This is a genomic window from Variovorax sp. UC74_104 (assembly GCF_044055375.1).
Taxonomy (GTDB): Bacteria; Pseudomonadota; Gammaproteobacteria; order Burkholderiales; family Burkholderiaceae_C; genus Variovorax.
This window is the reverse complement of sequence record NZ_CP171979.1, coordinates 640479-657859: the sequence shown is the minus strand read 5'-3', so window position 1 is coordinate 657859 and position 17381 is coordinate 640479. Positions and strand designations below refer to the sequence as shown.

Below are 17381 nucleotides of genomic sequence, written 5' to 3'. Positions count from 1 at the left end.
GGAGTGCCATCAGAGCGAAAGAATGTTGATCGAGCAGGCGGCGTGATCGACGCCCCAGATGCCGCCGCCCGTGACCTGCGTGAGGCCGATGCGCGCGCCCTGCACCTGCCGCGCGCCGGCACGGCCCTGTAGTTGTTCACAGACCTCCACGACCTGCGCGACACCGGTCGCACCCGGCGGGTGACCTTTGGCGATCAGTCCGCCGCTGGGGTTGACCGGCACGCGGCCGCCCAGCGCGGTCGCGCCGCTTTGCAGCAGGTTCGCCGCATCGCCGCGCCTGCAAAGGCCGAGGGCCTCGTAATAGAGCAGCTCGGAAATGGTGAACGCGTCGTGCACTTCCAGCAGGCTGAGATCTTCAGGCCCGATGCCGGCCTGCTCGTAGGCCAGCCGGGCGGCACGCGCGGTGATCTCGGCTTCGGTCATGTCGACCGGCGTGGTCTCGAACAAGCCCGACTGCACCACGGACGCCAGCACACGCACAGGCTTGGCGGTACCTCCGGAGGGCCTGGTGCTGAGCACGAGGGCCGCGGCCCCGTCCACCACGGCGGGGCAGCACTGCAGCAGCGTGAGCGGCTCGGCCACCGGGCGGGACGCCAGCACTTCCTCGCGGCTCGCCAGCTTGGCGAACTTGGCGATCGGGTTCAAGGCCCCGTGCTTGCGGTTCTTCACGGAGATGTCCGCCAGGGTCTCCAGCGCGAGGCCGTGATCGTGCATGTAGCGCTTGGCACGCATGGCGTACAGGGCGGGCATGATCATCCCGCGCCTGTTGTTCCAGTCCTTCTGGCTGAGCTGCAGCGGGCCGCCGCCGAGGCTGCTCAGGTGGTCCATGCCGAACACCACCACGGTGTCGTACTGGCCGACCTTGAGCGCCTGCAGCGCGAGATTCAGCGCGGTGGCCCCGCTGGAGCAGGCGTTGTCCACGTTGTAGACCGCGCCGCCGCCGACATGCAGTTCGCGCAATGCTCGCTGCCCGGGCAGCATGGCACCGAGCGCGTTGCCGCAGTAGAACGCCTGCACCTCGCCAAGCTGCGTGCCGGCATCGGCCAGTGCGTCGAGGATGGCCGCCTGGGCCATCGCCTCTTCGGTCAATTCGGGGAAGCGGCCGAAGTCAGTGATGCCGACGCCGGTGATCAGTGGTTGCTTCATGGCGCGTCACTCCTGGAATGCATAGTCGGGCGTGCCGTCAGGCAACGCGAAGGGCACCACCCGCAGGCGGGCACCGATGGCTGGCGGCTCGGCGCTGTACAGCAGCCGGCCGAACGCGCGCACGCCGGGTTCGAAGTCGACCATGGCAAGGCCATAGGGCTGCTTGTCCTTGCCCGGGTGAACGATCGTGAAGCTGTAGAGGGAGCCGGTGGGTCCGAGCTCGATGTCTTCGACTGTCTGGTCGTCGTGGGTGAATTCGATGGGCGGGAACTGGGCCGGCTGGCCGGCCACGCGGGTCGCGACGAGCACCATGCCGCCGGGGGTTTCACGGAAGGGGGATTCCGTTCGCTTGATGATCTTCAAAGGTGTCTCCTGTTCGTGTGGAGCTCGCCACAGCGAAGGAAAGTATCGAGATCCAGGTCGCCTCGGTCATTGGATTTCTGCTGGGCGCTCTTTAGCGGCGCTTAACGATTCGACGCATGCAGTCCAGCTAAACAATGGCCAGCAGAACTGAAAGGACAGCGGCCAGCGCGATCTGCATACTGAGCCGATGAAAGAACAAATTCGCGTACCGGTCACCTTGATGCGCGGTGGCACCAGCAAGGCTGTTTTTCTCTCGCAGCACGACGTGCCCACCGACCCACAAGCGCGTCTCCGATTTCTTCTTGCTCTGTTCGGCAGCCCCGACGTGCGCCAGATCGACGGGCTCGGCGGCGCCGATATCCTGACGAGCAAGTGCGCCATCATCGGGCCGCCTTCGCGCCCGGACGCGGACATCGACTACACCTTCGTGCAGATCGGCATCGACCAGCCCACGGTCAGCTTCGAGATCGTCTGCGGCAACATTTCGTCGGCCACGGGGGTCTATGCGTTGCAGGAGAAGCTGGTTGCGGTACAGGAACCCGTCACCACCGTTCGGGTCCACAACACGAACACCGGAAAGATCCTCCGGATGGCCGTGCAATGCGCCGACGGGGAGCCGCGCGTGGAGGGCGATAGCGAAGTGGATGGCGTGCCCGGCACCGGTGCAGAGGTGGCACTGGACTACTCCGACACCAGCGGCTCCACGACCGGCAAGCTGCTGCCCACGGGGCAGGCGCGCGATTGGGTCCACGTGTCGAAGCTCGGCCGTGAAATACCGGTGTCGGTGGTTGACGTCGGCACGGCGTGCGTGTTCATCCGCGCGGCGGACCTGGGCATCACTGGCACGGAACTGCCGGGCCAGCTCGGCCCCGAGATCTACGAGATGGCCGAGGAGGTGAGGCGCTGGGTCGTCGAACGCTGCAATCTTCCGTCGTCCGGGATCCTGACGCCGTACCAGATCCTGATCAGCGAAGCGCAGGACTACCGGACCATCGCCGGCGACCGCGTCGTGCAGTCATCGGAGATCGACTTCGTCGCGCGCATGGTGCTCAACGGTGGCGCCATGCACAAGGCGTTCCCTGGCGGGGGCTCGGTGTGCCTCTCGGTCGCAGCGCAGATCGCAGGAACCGTTCCGGCTGAAGCGCGGGGCACGCATGCGGGCCCGACGCGCATCCGCATCGGCCATCCGAGCGGGGTGCTCAAGATCTTCGCGAATGTCGAGCATGCGGGCGAGAATGAATGGACGGTGCGCGAAGTGCACTTCACGCGCACGGCGCGGCGCCTGTTCGACGGAACGGCCTATGTGCGGCGATCGCGCCTCGAGGCCCCCGCAGAAGAAGGCACGTCCATGCGCGCGAGTACGGCGGTGACGTCGCCATGAGTGCCCAGGATCTTTTCTCGCTGCAGGGCCGCACGGCGCTCATCACCGGTGGCTCGCGAGGCATCGGCCGCATGATCGCCGAGGGGTTCCTGGCGCGCGGCGCACGCGTCTACATCAGCGCGCGAAAGGCCGAGGCCTGCGACCTGGCCGCGCGGGAGCTCGCGAGCGCGGGCTACTGCGTATCGCTGCCGCACGACGTGTCCACGGTCGCGGGCTGCCAGGCGATGGCCGACGCCTACGCCCGCCATGAATCGATGCTGGACATCCTGGTCAACAACGCCGGGGCTGCATGGGGAGAAGACTTCGATGCTTTTCCGGAGAGCGGCTGGGACAAGGTGGTCGACCTGAACCTGAAGACGCCTTTCTTTCTGACGAAGGCGCTCGCTGGACCACTGCGCGCCGCGGCCAAGGCGCGGGTCGGGAAGATCATCAACATCGCTTCCACTGACGGCATCGGACTCAACCCGCAGGAGAACTACTCCTACGTGGCGAGCAAGGCAGGACTGGTTCACCTGACGCGGCGCATGGCGATGCGCCTGGCGCAGGACAACATCGCGGTCAGCGCCATTGCGCCAGGGGCATTCCCCTCCGAGATGAACCGCAATGCCCGCGACCATGGGGAGGCGCTGTCGGAGCACATTCCCGCCCGTCGCATCGGCACGCCGGACGACATCGCAGGCGCCGCCATATTCCTGGCCTCGCGGGCGGGAGACTACGTGATGGGTGCCACCCTGGTGGTGGATGGCGGCGTGACCCACGCGCGCCCCTACCGGTGAAGTCCGGAGGCGGAACTTCGGCTGCGTTCATGCCGGCACGGCGTGATGCCGGCCGATGGGGCGCTCCGGCGACTCTCATCCTCCGGCCATCAGCCGGTCATTGATGTACGTGGCGGGAGGCTTGCCGAACGCCTTCTTGAACATCGTGATGAAGGCCGAGGGCGACTCATAGCCGAGGTCGTAGGCGACCTGCTGCACGGTCGCTCCCCCGGACAGTTCCCGCAACGCGACCATCATGTGCAGCTGGCGCCGCCAGCGTCCGAAGCTCAGGCCGGTCGAGGCTGTGCACAGCCTGTTCAGCGTACGCTCGCTCATGCCGAGCTGGTGGGCCCAATCCTTCTGCGTACGGCGGTCGGACGGGTCGCGCATCATGGCGCGCGACACCTTTCGCAGCCGCGCATCCTCGGGCATGGGCAAGGAGACTTCCTCCTTCGGCATGGCGCAGAGCTGGTCCAGCAGCACATGGGCGAGCCGATCGGTCGGACCGCCGGGCTCATAGGAGGGCGGTTGTTCCGCCAGGTACTGGATCATCTCGCCGAGCAGCGGGCTGATGCGCAATGTGCAGCAGCTGGCAGGCAAGGGCGCGGCATCGCGCGCAACGAACAGATAGAAGATCACCGCGTTCGCCGTGCTGTGGTTGCTGTGCGGCGTTCCGCCCGGAATCCACACGCCCGCCTGGGGCGGGACCATCCACATCGCACCGGGCACGTCGCAGGAGACCGCCCCGCGCAGCGCCATGACCAGCTGGCCGGAACGATGTATGTGAATCGGAACCTCGCGCTCGCGCTCCTCGACATCCACGCGATGTGCCATGACAGGGACTGACGGCTCGTAATCCAGGTCGAGACTGGCGCGAGACGCCGTACGGACCGAGCGGTTCATCCGGGATGACCGAAAAGAGAAGTCATTTGTCCAAGTTTACGATTCCTGCCTCGCGTGCGGATACCTAGCATCGATACATGCAAATGATTCGCAACAAGTTCCAGGCCGGATCGACGCCTTCGAACCCGATCCCCAGGCGCGCCGCATGATCACGCGGCCTCGTTTCTCCAGGCAGGAGTGGCTCTTTTCGCTCAAGAGCTTTTTCGCGGCCATGCTCGCGCTTTACCTGTCCAGCCGTTTCGGGCTGCCCCGACCCTTCTGGTCCATGATGACCGCGTACATCGTCGCCCATCCTCTGGCGGGCCATGTGCGCTCGAAGTCGCTCTACCGCCTGTGCGGCACCGTGCTGGGATGTGCGGCCACCGTGGTGCTGATCCCGTCGCTGTCCGGGTCGCCGGTGCTTCTGTCGCTCGCGCTGGCGCTGTGGGTGGGCTCGTGCCTCTACCTGTCGCTGATGGACCGAAGCGCGCGCTCCTATGCCTTCATGCTCGGAGGCTACTCTGCGGCGCTGATCGGCTTTCCGCTGGTGGACGCGCCTGCGGCGATGTTCGACACCGCCATCGCCCGAACCGAGGAGATCGCGCTCGGGATCGTCTGCGCGAGTCTCGTGCACAGCGTCGTCTTGCCCACCAGCCTTGCGCCTTCGCTCCTCGGGCTGATCGACCGCACGCTGGGCGATGTCCGCCGGTGGGCCGGCGACCTGATGAGCCCTGATGCCGAGGAGGAGGTTCGCAAGCGGCTGGCACAGGACAGGCGGCGCATCGCCACCGACATCACCCAGTTGCGCCTGCTCGCAACCCACGTGCCTTTCGATACCGGCGGCCTGCGATGGACTCGGCATGCCGTGGGCGACCTGCACGACGGCCTTGCGGCACTGGCGCCATCGCTTTCGGCTCTGGAGGACCGGCTCGCAGCCTTGCGCGATGCGACAGGCGGTGTGCCCGAACCGGTCACGCGGGCCATGGCGCAAGGCAGCGCCTGCCTCGATGCCGAGGCGCCACCCGCCGCCTTGGACGGCGTCCTCGCCGCTGTCCGGGCTGAGGGCGTGGACCGGCGGAATTCGCTCTGGGTGCGTGCGCTGAGCATCGACGTGGCCGCTCATGTCGACGAGCTGGTCGCGCGATGGCGCCGGTGCAACGCGCTTCGCGCCGACATCGCCGCCGGGCTGGTCGGCCATGCGTCGCCTCCGAAGCGGGCAGAGGCTTCGCGGCCTTCGGTCCTCCACGTGGACAGGGGCCTGGCGCTGCGCTCCGCATTCACGGTCGTGCTTTCCACCTGCACTGCATGCACGGCGTGGATCTTCAGCGGTTGGCGCGCGGGATCGTCGATGGCCATGGCGGCAGCGGTCTTCTGCAGTTTCTTCGCCACCATGGACGACCCCGTGCCGGGCATGCACAAGTTCCTGATCGCCCTGCTGTGGTCTATGCCGGTGTCTGCCTTCTACATCCTTGGCGTCATGCCGCTGGCGCATGACTTCGGCATGCTGGTGCTGTGTATTGCGCCCCTGTTCCTGGTCGTGGGCGGCTACCTGGCTCGTCCGGCAAGCAGCCTCACGGCACTGGGCATGTTTTTCGGCGTGGCCGGCACGCTGGCCCTGCACGACATTGCCAGCGCCGACTGGGTCAGCTTTATCGAGGGCAATCTGGCGCTCTTCGCGGGTGCACTGATTGCCGCACGCGTTACCGCCATCGTGCGCAGCGTGAGCAGCGAATGGAGCGCGCGGCGCATCCACCGGGCCACCTGGCGCGATCTTTCCACGATGTCCAGGAGGGCAGCGCGCCCGAAACGCGCGCTGGCGCGTGACGCATTCGCCGGCCGCATGCTGGACCGCATCGCGCTGCTGGTTCCGCGCACGGCTGGCGGCGCCGCGGACCAGGGCAGCGAGGCGGCGCGGCTCGCCATGCGCGAACTTCGCATCGGCGCGAGCATTGGCCTCCTTCAGCAGCATCGCCACCTGCTGCCCGAAATGCCTGTGCGCGAGCTGCTGGCCGCGCTCGAGCGGGCCTTCCTCCTCCAGGCCAAGGCATCGCCGTCCCGGCTCGACGCGCTGTTGCCGCAGATCGATCGGTTACTGGCCCTTTGCCTCGCAAGCACCGCGTGCGAGCCCGCTGTCTCGGCCCTCGTGGGCTTGCGCAGGGACCTCTTTGCTTCTGCGCCTTCGGACCTCCAACCATGATCGAAACAAGCTTGTTCGGTATCTACGTTCCCGGCCCGCTCCTGCTCGCCGGGGGCGCGATGGCTTGTGCCTGGTGGGTTCGCCGCCTGCTGGCGCTGCTGGGGGTCTACCGGTGGGTGTGGCATCCACCGCTCTTCGATCTGGGGCTGTACGTCCTGTTGCTCTATGCGCTCGTCCGGCTGGCCGGCGCCATCTCCTCCTGAACTGATCCGTTGCCCTGCTGCTCGACCATGAATACCAAATCCGTCCGTCTTCCCGCCTGGCTGTCGCGCCCGGCTCCATCCTTCTTGCGCATGCTGTTGACCGCGCTCGTCGCTGCCGGCGCCTGCTGGGCTGCTCAGCAACTCTGGGACCACTATGAGCTGGCGCCTTGGACGCGCAACGGCCGGGTGCGGGCCGATGTGGTCCAGGTGGCTCCCGATGTTTCCGGCATGGTGGCCGTCGTGGCGGTGCGCGACAACCAGCCCGTCATGGCGGGCGAGTTGCTCTTCTCGATCGACGAAGCCCGCTTCACGCTGGCGCTGCAGCAGGCCGAGGCTGCAGTCGCGGCGCAGCGCATCGTCATCGACAACCAGCGGGTCGCGCTGGCCCAGGCGCAGCGCGAGCGCCGCCGCAACGACGAACTGGAGGGCCTTGTCGCGCAGGAGGTGCGCGAGCAGTCGCGCCTGCGTGTCGAGCAGGCCAGGGGTGCGCTGCTGGCGGCTGAAACGGCCCTGCGCCAAGCGCAGGTGGCGCTCGATGTGGCGCGCCTGAACCTGCAACGCGCCGAAGTGCGCGCGCCGGCGGCGGGCCGTGTCACCAATCTCGATCTGCGCCAGGGCGCCTATGCGACCGCAGGCCACCCCGCACTGGCACTCGTGGCTGACGGCTCGATCTACGTCGAGGGCTACTTCGAGGAAAACAAGCTGTCGCGCATTCGGCTGGGCGACCGGGTGCGTGTGACCCCCATGGACGCGCCCTCGCTCGAAGGCGAGGTCGACAGCATTGCCGCCGGCATCGGCGACCGCGACCGCAGCACCGGTGCCAACCTGCTGTCCAGCGTGAATCCCACATTCAACTGGGTGCGGCTCGCCCAGCGCGTTCCGGTGCGGGTGAAGCTCGACCCGCTGCCGGCCAATGCTCGCCTGATCGTCGGGCAGACTGTCTCCGTCGAGGTGATGGAGGCTCGGGAAGCTTCCACCGCCGCCGCGGCCCGCGTTCAGGAGCCGAGGTCATGAAGCCACCTCGCGTCCTCGCTCTTGCAACCGCCGCCGCATGTGTGATGCTGGCTGGCTGCGCCCATGGCCCCGTCGGCCCCGACTACGTCGCACCGGCCGCGCTCACCGCAGCGCAGTCCGCTTCGGCCGGCCCCTTCCTCTCCGGAGGCGCGGCCACATCGGATGCAACGATGCCCGCGCACTGGTGGCGCCTTTTCGACGACCCGCAGCTCGACGGCCTGATCGCCCGGGCCCTGGCGCACAACACCGATCTGCGGCAAGCCCTGGCCACCTTCGAGCGTGCCATGGCCCGCGAGGCCGAGGCGCACGGAAGCGAACAACCATCGATCACCCTCAATGGCGGTCCGAGCTTCGGTCATGTCTCGGGTTTGTCGGTGCTGCAAGCCGACCATGCGCCGCCGAGCCGGCTCAACTACAGCATGGGCATGGGCGTGTCCTACCAGCTGGACCTCTTCGGCCAGTTGCATCGCGCCATCGAAGCTGCCGAAGCGGATGCCGGCGCCGCGCGCGCCGCGGTGGACTTGGTGCGCGTGAGCGTTGCCGGCGGCACGGCGCAGGCATATGGCGCGGTGTGCGCCACCGGGCTGCAGTTGCGCGTGGCACAGGCATCCATGCGCCTGCAGGAGGACGCTCTCGGGCTGACGCGGCGGCTGCAGCGCGCGGGCAAGGCCGGAACCATGGACGCCGCGCGTGCGCGCGCCCAGCTCGAAACCCTGCGTGCCGCGATTCCCCCGTTGGAAGCCCGGCGCCAGCAGGCGCTGTACCGGCTCGCCGTGCTCACGGGTTCGCCGCCGCGCGACTTTCCCGAGGCCCTCAGCCATTGCGAGCAGCCTCCACGCGTGGCCGGGTTGCTGCCTGTGGGCGACGGCGCTGCGCTGCTTGCCCGGCGCCCCGACGTGCGGCAGGCCGAACGAAGCCTGGCCTCCGCGACGGCGCGAATCGGTGTCGCGACGGGCGATCTCTATCCCAAGGTGACGCTGGGCCTCTCATCGGCGTCCGCCGGCTTTGTCGAACGGTTCGCCAACCGCGAGACCTTCAGCTACAGCGTGGGGCCGCTGATCAGCTGGTCTTTTCCCAACACGGGTGTCGCGCGAGCGCGCATCACCCAGGCCGAAGCAACGGCTCGCGGCGCAGTCGCGCGATTCGACGGAACCGTGCTGAATGCGCTGCGCGAAGCCGAAGCCGCGCTGGACACCTACGCCCGCGAACTCGATCGCCATGCGGCTCTTGCTGCCGCACGCGACCAGAGCCTGACCGTGGCCGATCAGGCGCGGGCGCTGCTGATCAACGGGAAGGTCGGCCAGCTCGATGCGCTGGACGCCCAACGCACCCTGGCCTCGCACGAAGCCGCGCTGGCTGAGTCGGACGCCCGGTTGGCAGAGTACCAAGTCGGCGTATTCATGGCCTTGGGTGGCGGATGGGAGAGCGGCTCCGCTGCGCCGCACCAGTGAGGGCGAAGCGCAGTCGTCTGCAATGGGCCGCTTTGCAAGTGACGGGATGAAAGATGGACGGATTCGAGCTTCTCAGGACCTTTGCGGAAGTGGCCTTCCAAGGCAGCTTCTCGCGCGCGGCCGGCAGGCTCGGTATCTCGAAGGCCAGCGTGAGCAAGCACGTTGCAGCACTGGAGTCCCGCTTCAATGTCCGCTTGCTCAACCGCTCGACGCGTTCAGTCTCCCTCACCGATGCAGGCCGCTTGCTGCAGGCGCGATGTGCGCCCCTGATGGAGATGATCGAGCAGACCACGAGCGAGCTGCAGGCACGTGGCTCGCACCCCAGCGGTCGCCTGCTGATCACCGCGCCCCACGGAATGGTCCAGACCGCGTTTCCGCGCCTGCTGGGAGATTTCCTCACCCGCTATCCCGACGTGCAGCTCGACCTGAAGCTGAGCAACCGCATGATCGACCTGGTCGACGAAGGAGTCGACATCGCTTTGCGCTTCGGGCGGATCGGCGACGAGAACCTGATCGTACGGCGCCTGCGCCGGATGGGGCTCACACTTTGCGCGACGCCGCGCTACTGGGCGCGGCGCGGCATCCCGCTACAGCCTGATGACATGCGAAAGCACGATGTCCTCGCATACTCGGTCACGCCAGGGCCTCCACAGATCGCATTCGAAGTGGACGGCCAGCCGTACAACGTGCCCATCCGGGGACGCATGGACGCCAACGATGCGAGTGCGTTGATCGGCGCAGCACTGGCGGACATCGGCGCGGTGTGCGTTCCCGACCTGCTTGCGCAGCCCTACGTGGAAGGCGCCCACCTGGTCCCGGTTCTCCAGGATTTCATGCCCAGCGACATCTGGCTCTATGCGGCCTATACACAGCGCCGCCAGAACAGCGCCGCGCTGCGTGCGCTGCTCGAGATGCTGGAACTTCGCATGCGGGACAGCGTGCCTTCCCCTGCGGCCTTGGCAGGCGCTGCAGCTGCGCCGCCTGCTTGAGGGTAGACCAAAGCTTCCCCCATTCGAGCCCCGATCCGGGGCGTTCGGCCGAGGAGGATGCTGCAGGGCGCATGGAGGCCGCTGCCGGGCGGACCGATGCCACGACGAGAGAGCCCATCGTCGGCGCGGCTTTTCGCGACTGCCGCTGGCTCAGCGCCTTGCCCTGCGCAGCTTGTGGATCAGGAACGCCTCCAGCAGCTCGACCGCCTTGCGCCCCGGACCCGGAGTGGCCGCCAGCCACACTTCGCATTCGGGCATCCCGGGCATGCCCTCGCGCGCACCCAGCACCTTGAGCCGCTGCGAGATCGTGGCCTCCCGGAAGACGCCGATCGCGATCCCCGCGCGCACGGCGGCCTCCAGCCCCGTGACCGTCGTGCTCGTGTAGGCGATGCGCCATGGAATGCCCGCCTGGTCGAGCGCGTGCGTAGCCCAGTCGCGCAGCATCGCTCCCTCGGGGTTCAGCGCCAGCGGCAGCGGGCGCTGCAGGTGCGTGGTGGAACCCGCGGTCGAAGCCCACACCACGCGCGACTTCGAAAGCCGAAGGCCTTCGCCCGAACCCACCGGTCCGATGCCGATCACGAGGTCGTAGCGTGCGCCGAGTTCCCTGTGCATCAGCGCCGACACGCCGTGCTGCAACTCGACGTGGATGCGCGGATGGAGCTTGCAGAACTCCGCGATGAGCGCAGGCAGCACGCGCGTGGCGTAGTGTTCGATGGCGCCGATGCGGATGCTGCCCGAGACCTCCTGCGCGTCGATGTCATGAAAGAGCTGATCGTTCAGGCTCAGCATCTGGCGCGCGAGCGGCAGCAGCTGCTGGCCCTCCAGCGTCGCAGCGAGCTTGCGCGTGCCGCGCTCCACGAGCTGCACGCCCAGCTGCTCTTCGAGCCGCTTGAGCTGCATGCTCACCGCCGACTGCGTGCGCGACAGCGCCTTGGCCGCCGTGGTGAAGCTGCCCACGCGCAGCACGGTGTCGAGCACGCGCAGCAGATCGATGTCGACGGTATGGCTGCGCGGAGCGCGAGGCGGGGTGGATGCGGGCACAGGGCTCCCGGGCAAGGCATCACGAAACGTGATGCGAGGGATCATAAAGTATCACGTCGCACGCTGCATGACGGGCCAAGAATGCGTTCAACAACAAGTGACGGAGACAGCCATGCACACCGATTCCGACTTTTTCTCGCGCCGGCGCCGCCTGCTGTGCGGCACGCTCGCCGCCTCGGTCCTACCGGCCTCGCTCGTGCCTGCAGCCGCGAGCGCAGCGGCGGGCACCTGGCCGCAAAAGCCGCTGCGCCTGATCGTCGGTTTTCCGCCGGGCTCGTCGCCGGACATGCTGGCGCGCGCCGTGGCCGAACCGCTCGGCCAGGCGCTGGGGCAGCCGGTCATCGTCGACAACAAGGTCGGCGCCGCGGGCAGCATCGGCGTGGCGTCCGTGGCGCGGGCCACCGATGGCTACACCATCGGCCTCACGGGCAACGGTCCGCTGACCACGGCCAAGGCGCTCACGCCTTCCACACCCTACGACGTGGCGCGCGACCTGCGCCCCATCTCGCTCGTGGCCACCAGTCCCTTCGTGCTGGCCGGAAGCATGGCGATGCCGGCCACCGACCTGCGCGGCTTCCTCGATTTCGCCAAGGCGCAGGGCGACAAGCTCAGCTACGGCTCCATCGGGCCGGGCTCGGGCTCGCACCTCGCGATGGAGCTGCTGAAGACGCACACGGGCATCCGCGCCGTGCACGTGCCGTTCCCCGGCTTTCCGCAGGTGGCGACGGCGCTGATGGGCAAGCAGATCGATCTCTCGTTCATGATTCCGTCGATCGCCGTACCGCAGGCAAAGAATGGGCGGCTGCGCCTGTATGGCGTCAGCACGGCCGCGGCGTTCCCCGGCTCGGGCGACGTGCCGCCGATCCAGTCGGCGCTCGACAGGCAAGGCTTCGACGTCGCCTCGTGGAACGCGGTCTTCGGTCCGGTGAACCTGCCCGCACCTTTGGCCGAGCGGCTCTCGCAGGAGATCGCGCGCATCCTGCAGACGAACGAGGTGAAGCAGCGCCTGCTCGAACAGGGCTGGCTCGCGGCCGGCAGCGCGCCGGGCGTCCTCGCGCACAAGATCGCCGAGGACACCGCGATGTGGGGCGGCGTGATCCGCCTGACCGGCGCGCGCGCCGAATAGGAGGCGTGCGATGCAACGCAGGCAGGTCTTCACCGCCGGCCTTGCCGGCGCCGCCGCTGCGCTCGTGCCGCCTGTGCGGGCGGCCGAGATTGCGGCCGATCCAGCGTCCAGGCCGGCCTTCGTGCTTGTGCACGGTGCCTGGCATGGCGGCTGGTGCTGGTCGCGCGTGGCGGCACGGCTGCGCGCGGCGGGACACGCGGTGCATACCCCCACGCTCACGGGTCTCGGCGAGCGGCGGCATCTGCTGTCGCCGCAGGTCAACCTCGACACGCACATCGCCGACGTCGTCAATCTGCTCGAGTGCGAGGAGCTGCAGAACGTCGTGCTCGTGGGCCACAGCTATGGGGGAATCGTGATCTCGGGCGCGGCGGACCGCGCCCGCGACCGACTGCGCCAACTCGTGTTCCTGGATGCCCTGCTGCTCGATTCCGGCAAGAGCCTGTTCTCGGACTTCCCCGATGCCGTGGTGCAGCAGCGCCTGAAGACGATCCGCGAAACCGGTGCAGGCGTGGGCGCCGCCCCTGCGTTGCCGCCGTCCGCCTTCGGTGTGAAAGACCCCGCCGATGCGGCCTGGGTGCAGCGACGCATGACGCCGCAGCCTGTGGGCACCTACCTGCAGCCGCTGCAGCTGAGGGCGCCGTTGGGCAACGGCCTGCCGAAGACCTACATCGAATGCACCACCGAGCCGATCGCGACGCTGGAGCCCACCAAGGCGCGCGTGCGTGCGGACGCGGGGTGGCGCACACGCACCCTTGCCACGGGCCACGACGCGATGGTCATTGCGCCGGGCCCGCTGAGCGACATGCTGCTGAGCGAGCTCGCTGCCTGATCCCCTTCATCCATTCATTCACATCCACATTCCTTCTTCTCGAAAGCCCGCGATGGGAACCCTCACCTCCGAAGAACGCTATTTCTTTCGCTCCGACGTCAATGCCCGCCAGAGCCAGCGCCGGCAGCGCGCAACGGGCGGCCATGTCAGTGAGCCCGCGCGTGACGTGCCCGTGCACACGGAGTGCGACGTGCTCGTCCTGGGCGGCGGGCCGTCGGGGGTGGCCGCTGCCGTGGCGGCCGCGCGCAACGGTGCGCGCGTGGTCCTGCTGGAGCGCTACAACCACCTGGGCGGCCTTTCGACGGGCGGCCTCGTGATCTGGATCGATCGCATGAGCGACTGGCAGGGCCAGCATGTCATCCAGGGGCTCGCCGCGGAGTTCATGGCGCGCATGGGTGCCGAGGCCGTGGCCGGCCCGCCGCGCGACGAATGGGGCTCGCAGGACCCCGACGCCGCCGCCTATTGGGGCCTGCGCACGGCCGCCTTCCACGGCGTGGTCACGCATTCGCCGACCATCGACCCCGAGATGCTCAAAGGCGTGTATCACCAGATGGTCCGCGAGGCGGGCGTTGACCTGATCCTGCATGCCTGGATGGCTGCGCCGATCCAGGACAGGGGACGCGTGAAGGGGGCGATCTTCGAGAGCAAGCAGGGTCGTCGCGCGATCCTGGCGAACGTGGTGGTGGATACCACCGGAGAGGGGGATCTCTACGCGGCGGCGGGCGCAGCCTTCGAATCCGACATCGACGCGCACGACATCCACCATTGCATCAATACCTCGTGGCTGTTCGCAGGGGTGGACATGCAGCGCTGGCTTGACTTCAGGGCAGGCGAACCCGAGGCCTTCTCGGCCTTCATGGCGCGTGGGCGTGAAGCGCTGGGCAGCTTCGAGAAGCCGATCGTCTCGTGGCGCCCCGACGTCGCCACCTTCCTCGGACCGCGCAAGGCAGGCTACAGCGCGCTCGACGTGGACGAGATGACGCAGGTCGAATGGGAGTCGCGCCAGAGCATGAACGAGCACCTGGCTTTCTATCGGGCGCATGCCCCGGGCTTCGAGAAGGCGTGGGTCATGCTGATGGCCCCGCAGATCGGCACCCGCCATGGCCGGCGCCTGGTGGGTGTGAAGCGCGTGCTGCGCAGCGCGTGGGATGCGGGCGCGGTGGAGCCCGACGAGATCGGCATCAGCCCGAGCCCGTCGCCGCGCTTTCCATCGATCTCCGTGCCCTACGGCGCGCTGGTGCCCGCGTCGCTCGACGGTGTGCTTGCGGCCGGCAAGCACATCGCCTGCGACACCAACTCTCATGGCTTCCTGCGCGAGATCCCCCAATGCTGGCTCACGGGCCAGGCGGCCGGCACGGCTGCGGCGCTGGCGGCCGACAGCGGCGTGCTGCCGCGCGACGTGGATGTGGCCCGGCTGCAGTCCCTGCTGCGCGCACAGGGCGTGCCGCTGCGCGAGGCCAGCGTCACGGTGGCGGCATGAAGTTCCGTCTCTCGCTCGCGCACCTGGGCATGCTCGATGCGTCTCCGCCGCTGCTGGTCGAGGCCGCGCATGCGGCGGGCTTGCGCGGGGTCGGCATCCGCCTTCAGCCGGCGCGGCCTGGCGAAGCCGCGTTCCCGATGGAAGAGGGCGGGCCGATGCTGCGCGAGACGCTTGCACGCGTGCGCGACCTCGGCGTGACGGTGCATGACATCGAGATCGTGCGGGTCAGGCCGGACTTCGACGTGCAGGCGCTGTCGGGCGTGCTCGCCTCGGCTCAGCGGCTGGGCGCACGCAGGCTCATGGTCAACGTGGACGATCCGGACCTGGTGCGCGCGGCGGACAACATCGGGGCATTGGCCGCCCGCGCCCAGTCGCACGGCCTCACGCTGGGCCTCGAGTTCATGATCTACACGGCGGCACGCTCGCTGCGCATCGCGCGTGAGCTCGCCATCGCTTCGGGTTCCCCTGCGGTTCGCGTGCTCGTCGACGCACTGCATTTCTTTCGCGCGGGCGGCGTGCCCGACGAGATGGCCGGCCCGTACATCGATCGCGATTTCATGCAGGTCAATGATGCGCTCGCGCGGCGCCACCCGGGCCTGTCGCCCGCCGAGGAGGGCCGTGCGCACCGGCTGTTCCCTGGGGAGGGCGAGCTGCCCGTGCACCGCCTGCTGGCGCAATTGAACGACGACGCCACCCTCTCGATCGAGGCGCCGAGCGCCATCCGCACGGCCACGCTGGACGTGCATGCGCGCGCGGCGGCGGCGAGCCGTGCCACCCGGGATTTCTTGCAAGGACATGGCCATGACCACGAATGACACCCTCGGCGGACTGCGACTGGACGGCCAAACGACCGTCCTGGGCATCATCGGCGACCCCATTGCGCAGGTGAAGGCACCCCTGCCGTTGACGCGCTTGCTGCAGGCGCGGGGCATCAACGCGGTGTTGGTGCCGCTGCATGTGCACGGCAACGGGGTCGCGGCGTTGCTGAGCGCGCTGCATGCAGTGCACAACGTCGCGGGCATCGTCGTCACGGTGCCGCACAAGCAGCGCGTGGCCGGTCTGTCGATCGAGCTGATGCCCTCGGCAAGGCAGGCACAGGCTGTGAACGTCCTTCGCCGCACCAGCGACGGCTGGCAGGGTGACCTGCTCGACGGCGCGGGGTTCGTCGCAGGGCTCGCGCGCAACGGCTTCCACGTGAAGGGGCGCAGTGTGGGGATGGCCGGTGCGGGGGGCGCGGGCAGCGCGATCGGCCTGGCCCTGGCGGCGGCGGGCGCGGCGTCGATCGACGTGCACGACGTCGATGCCGCGAAGTGCGCGGAGCTGGTCGAGCGCCTGCGCGCGCTCGGACACGCGGCGGGCCATTGGGATGCAGCGAGTCCTCGCGAGCTCGTCGTCAACGCGACGCCCATGGGCATGAAGCCAGGCGATGCCTTGCCGTTCGCACTCTCGGCGATCCAGGCCGGGCAGACGGTCGCGGAGGTCATCATGGAGCCCGCCACCACACCTTTGCTGGTGCAGGCGCAGGCACGCGGCGCGCGCATCGTCCACGGCCGTCACATGATGAACGAGCAGCTCGAGGCGATGGCCGACTTCTTCTTCGGCGAGGTGCAAACATGAGCGCGCCGTTCTTCCCCGGCTTCGAGGTCCATCGCGCCGAGCTTGGCGACGCCACGATCCACGCCGAGGTCGGCGGCAGCGGCCCGCCGTTGCTGCTGCTGCACGGCTATCCGCAGACGCATGTGGCGTGGCACCGCATCGCGCCCGCACTTGCCCGGCATTTCACGGTCGTTGCACCCGACCTGCGCGGCTACGGCGACAGCACGGGGCCCGGCGGCGATCCGTTGCACATCCATCACTGCAAGCGCACTCTTGGCGGGGACCAGGTCGGGCTCATGAAGACGCTGGGCTTCGATCGCTTCGCCATCGTCGGCCACGACCGCGGCGCACGCGTGGGCTACCGGCTGTGCCTCGACCAGCCCGGCGTGGTCAGTGCCTTCACCTCGCTCACGGTGGTGCCGACCGAGGCGATGTGGCGCCGCGCGAACATGGACTTCGGGCTCAAGGCGTTTCACTGGTATCTGTTCGCGCAGCCGTTCGACCTGCCCGAGCGCTTGCTGGACGCGGATCCCGCGTACTTTCTCGACTGGTCGCTGCGCAGCGCGGTGCTCCGGTTCGACGCGGTCACGCCCCAGGCGCTCGCCGAATACCACCGTGCGTTCGCCAAGGCGTCGGTGCGCCACGCAATGATCGAGGACTACCGAGCTGCTGCGTCGATCGATCTTCGCCACGACGACGAAGACCTCGCCGCGGGCCGACGGATCGCCTGTCCGCTGCAGGTGCTGTGGAGCGCATCGAACACCGCGCGGCCCGACCCCGTGGAGATCTGGCGCCAATGGGCCGACCACGTGGAGGGCGCGGCCATCGACTGCGGCCACCTGATGGCGGAAGAGGCACCCGACGAGGTGCTGGCGCATGTGCTGCCGTTCCTGCAGCGTCACGCCTGACGATCCGTAGGAGAGGCCGA

General features: G+C 68.4%; 17 protein-coding genes. 13 read left to right on the top strand and 4 right to left on the bottom strand.

The annotated features are described in order from the left end of the window. Positions 1–9: 9 nt before the first annotated feature. Positions 10–1146: a thiolase family protein gene (locus tag ACHMXA_RS33745; protein WP_395321757.1), complete on the bottom strand. Its 1137-nt coding sequence runs from the start codon at positions 1144–1146 to the stop codon at positions 10–12. A gap of 6 nt (positions 1147–1152) precedes the next feature. Then, positions 1153–1509 carry a Zn-ribbon domain-containing OB-fold protein gene (locus tag ACHMXA_RS33740; RefSeq protein WP_395321755.1) on the bottom strand — a complete coding sequence of 119 codons (357 nt, stop codon included), beginning with the start codon at positions 1507–1509 and terminating at the stop codon, positions 1153–1155. 187 nt (positions 1510–1696) lie between these two features. Here ACHMXA_RS33740 and ACHMXA_RS33735 point away from each other — a divergent pair, with 187 nt between their 5' ends. After that, a complete protein-coding gene (locus ACHMXA_RS33735) occupies positions 1697–2890 on the top strand; it encodes a 2-methylaconitate cis-trans isomerase PrpF family protein (RefSeq protein ID WP_395321754.1) in 1194 nt (397 codons plus the stop codon). After that, positions 2887–3666: an SDR family oxidoreductase gene (locus tag ACHMXA_RS33730; protein WP_395321752.1), complete on the top strand. Its 780-nt coding sequence runs from the start codon at positions 2887–2889 to the stop codon at positions 3664–3666. Before ACHMXA_RS33735 ends, ACHMXA_RS33730 begins: the two co-directional genes overlap by 4 nt. 75 nt (positions 3667–3741) lie before the next feature. On the opposite strand, the gene ACHMXA_RS33725 is transcribed toward ACHMXA_RS33730, so the two are convergent. Next, complete coding sequence (locus tag ACHMXA_RS33725; protein ID WP_256099076.1) at positions 3742–4548, bottom strand: helix-turn-helix domain-containing protein; 807 nt, start codon at positions 4546–4548, stop codon at positions 3742–3744. 145 nt (positions 4549–4693) lie between these two features. Here ACHMXA_RS33725 and ACHMXA_RS33720 point away from each other — a divergent pair, with 145 nt between their 5' ends. From ACHMXA_RS33720 to ACHMXA_RS33700, 5 genes are all read left to right on the top strand, one after another. Next, complete coding sequence (locus ACHMXA_RS33720; protein WP_395321749.1) at positions 4694–6724, top strand: FUSC family protein; 2031 nt, start codon at positions 4694–4696, stop codon at positions 6722–6724. Beyond that, a complete protein-coding gene (locus tag ACHMXA_RS33715; protein ID WP_176666391.1) occupies positions 6721–6927 on the top strand; it encodes a DUF1656 domain-containing protein in 207 nt (68 codons plus the stop codon). Before ACHMXA_RS33720 ends, ACHMXA_RS33715 begins: the two co-directional genes overlap by 4 nt. A gap of 90 nt (positions 6928–7017) precedes the next feature. Then, positions 7018–7941, top strand: a complete 924-nt coding sequence (locus ACHMXA_RS33710) for a biotin/lipoyl-binding protein (RefSeq protein ID WP_395321747.1) — start codon at positions 7018–7020, stop codon at positions 7939–7941. Positions 7942–7985: 44 nt separating this feature from the next. Beyond that, positions 7986–9392: an efflux transporter outer membrane subunit gene (locus ACHMXA_RS33705; RefSeq protein WP_395322683.1), complete on the top strand. Its 1407-nt coding sequence runs from the start codon at positions 7986–7988 to the stop codon at positions 9390–9392. Between the two features lie 53 nt (positions 9393–9445). Continuing rightward, positions 9446–10381 carry a LysR family transcriptional regulator gene (locus ACHMXA_RS33700; protein WP_176666393.1) on the top strand — a complete coding sequence of 312 codons (936 nt, stop codon included), beginning with the start codon at positions 9446–9448 and terminating at the stop codon, positions 10379–10381. Between the two features lie 150 nt (positions 10382–10531). On the opposite strand, the gene ACHMXA_RS33695 is transcribed toward ACHMXA_RS33700, so the two are convergent. Further along, positions 10532–11422: a LysR substrate-binding domain-containing protein gene (locus tag ACHMXA_RS33695; RefSeq protein ID WP_176666394.1), complete on the bottom strand. Its 891-nt coding sequence runs from the start codon at positions 11420–11422 to the stop codon at positions 10532–10534. 112 nt (positions 11423–11534) lie between these two features. Between ACHMXA_RS33695 and ACHMXA_RS33690 the strand changes: the two genes are divergently transcribed. From ACHMXA_RS33690 to ACHMXA_RS33665, 6 genes are read left to right on the top strand one after another with little or no spacing between them, the layout of a single operon-like run. Then, positions 11535–12548 carry a tripartite tricarboxylate transporter substrate binding protein gene (locus tag ACHMXA_RS33690; RefSeq protein ID WP_176666395.1) on the top strand — a complete coding sequence of 338 codons (1014 nt, stop codon included), beginning with the start codon at positions 11535–11537 and terminating at the stop codon, positions 12546–12548. Between the two features lie 10 nt (positions 12549–12558). Beyond that, entirely contained in the window at positions 12559–13377 is an 819-nt protein-coding gene (locus tag ACHMXA_RS33685) for an alpha/beta fold hydrolase (protein ID WP_395321744.1), read from the top strand. A gap of 52 nt (positions 13378–13429) precedes the next feature. After that, a complete protein-coding gene (locus tag ACHMXA_RS33680; protein WP_395321742.1) occupies positions 13430–14857 on the top strand; it encodes an FAD-dependent oxidoreductase in 1428 nt (475 codons plus the stop codon). After that, complete coding sequence (locus ACHMXA_RS33675) at positions 14854–15672, top strand: sugar phosphate isomerase/epimerase family protein (RefSeq protein ID WP_395321740.1); 819 nt, start codon at positions 14854–14856, stop codon at positions 15670–15672. The genes ACHMXA_RS33680 and ACHMXA_RS33675 overlap by 4 nt, the downstream gene beginning before the upstream one ends. Further along, positions 15659–16474, top strand: a complete 816-nt coding sequence (locus ACHMXA_RS33670; protein ID WP_395321738.1) for a shikimate dehydrogenase family protein — start codon at positions 15659–15661, stop codon at positions 16472–16474. The genes ACHMXA_RS33675 and ACHMXA_RS33670 overlap by 14 nt, the downstream gene beginning before the upstream one ends. Beyond that, on the top strand, positions 16471–17361 hold the full coding sequence (locus ACHMXA_RS33665) for an alpha/beta fold hydrolase (RefSeq protein ID WP_395321736.1): 891 nt from the start codon (positions 16471–16473) through the stop codon (positions 17359–17361). The genes ACHMXA_RS33670 and ACHMXA_RS33665 overlap by 4 nt, the downstream gene beginning before the upstream one ends. Positions 17362–17381: the final 20 nt, after the last annotated feature.

What these genes read in the sequence shown, in the direction of transcription:
- ACHMXA_RS33745 (WP_395321757.1), bottom strand. Translation starts at nt 1,146, where the DNA reads ATGAAGCAACCACTGATCACCGGCGTCGGCATCACTGACTTCGGCCGC.
- ACHMXA_RS33735 (WP_395321754.1), top strand. Translation starts at nt 1,697, where the DNA reads ATGAAAGAACAAATTCGCGTACCGGTCACCTTGATGCGCGGTGGCACC.
- ACHMXA_RS33730 (WP_395321752.1), top strand. Translation starts at nt 2,887, where the DNA reads ATGAGTGCCCAGGATCTTTTCTCGCTGCAGGGCCGCACGGCGCTCATC.
- ACHMXA_RS33725 (WP_256099076.1), bottom strand. Translation starts at nt 4,548, where the DNA reads ATGAACCGCTCGGTCCGTACGGCGTCTCGCGCCAGTCTCGACCTGGAT.
- ACHMXA_RS33720 (WP_395321749.1), top strand. Translation starts at nt 4,694, where the DNA reads ATGATCACGCGGCCTCGTTTCTCCAGGCAGGAGTGGCTCTTTTCGCTC.
- ACHMXA_RS33715 (WP_176666391.1), top strand. Translation starts at nt 6,721, where the DNA reads ATGATCGAAACAAGCTTGTTCGGTATCTACGTTCCCGGCCCGCTCCTG.
- ACHMXA_RS33710 (WP_395321747.1), top strand. Translation starts at nt 7,018, where the DNA reads ATGCTGTTGACCGCGCTCGTCGCTGCCGGCGCCTGCTGGGCTGCTCAG.
- ACHMXA_RS33705 (WP_395322683.1), top strand. Translation starts at nt 7,986, where the DNA reads ATGCTGGCTGGCTGCGCCCATGGCCCCGTCGGCCCCGACTACGTCGCA.
- ACHMXA_RS33700 (WP_176666393.1), top strand. Translation starts at nt 9,446, where the DNA reads ATGGACGGATTCGAGCTTCTCAGGACCTTTGCGGAAGTGGCCTTCCAA.
- ACHMXA_RS33690 (WP_176666395.1), top strand. Translation starts at nt 11,535, where the DNA reads ATGCACACCGATTCCGACTTTTTCTCGCGCCGGCGCCGCCTGCTGTGC.
- ACHMXA_RS33685 (WP_395321744.1), top strand. Translation starts at nt 12,559, where the DNA reads ATGCAACGCAGGCAGGTCTTCACCGCCGGCCTTGCCGGCGCCGCCGCT.
- ACHMXA_RS33680 (WP_395321742.1), top strand. Translation starts at nt 13,430, where the DNA reads ATGGGAACCCTCACCTCCGAAGAACGCTATTTCTTTCGCTCCGACGTC.
- ACHMXA_RS33675 (WP_395321740.1), top strand. Translation starts at nt 14,854, where the DNA reads ATGAAGTTCCGTCTCTCGCTCGCGCACCTGGGCATGCTCGATGCGTCT.
- ACHMXA_RS33670 (WP_395321738.1), top strand. Translation starts at nt 15,659, where the DNA reads ATGACCACGAATGACACCCTCGGCGGACTGCGACTGGACGGCCAAACG.
- ACHMXA_RS33665 (WP_395321736.1), top strand. Translation starts at nt 16,471, where the DNA reads ATGAGCGCGCCGTTCTTCCCCGGCTTCGAGGTCCATCGCGCCGAGCTT.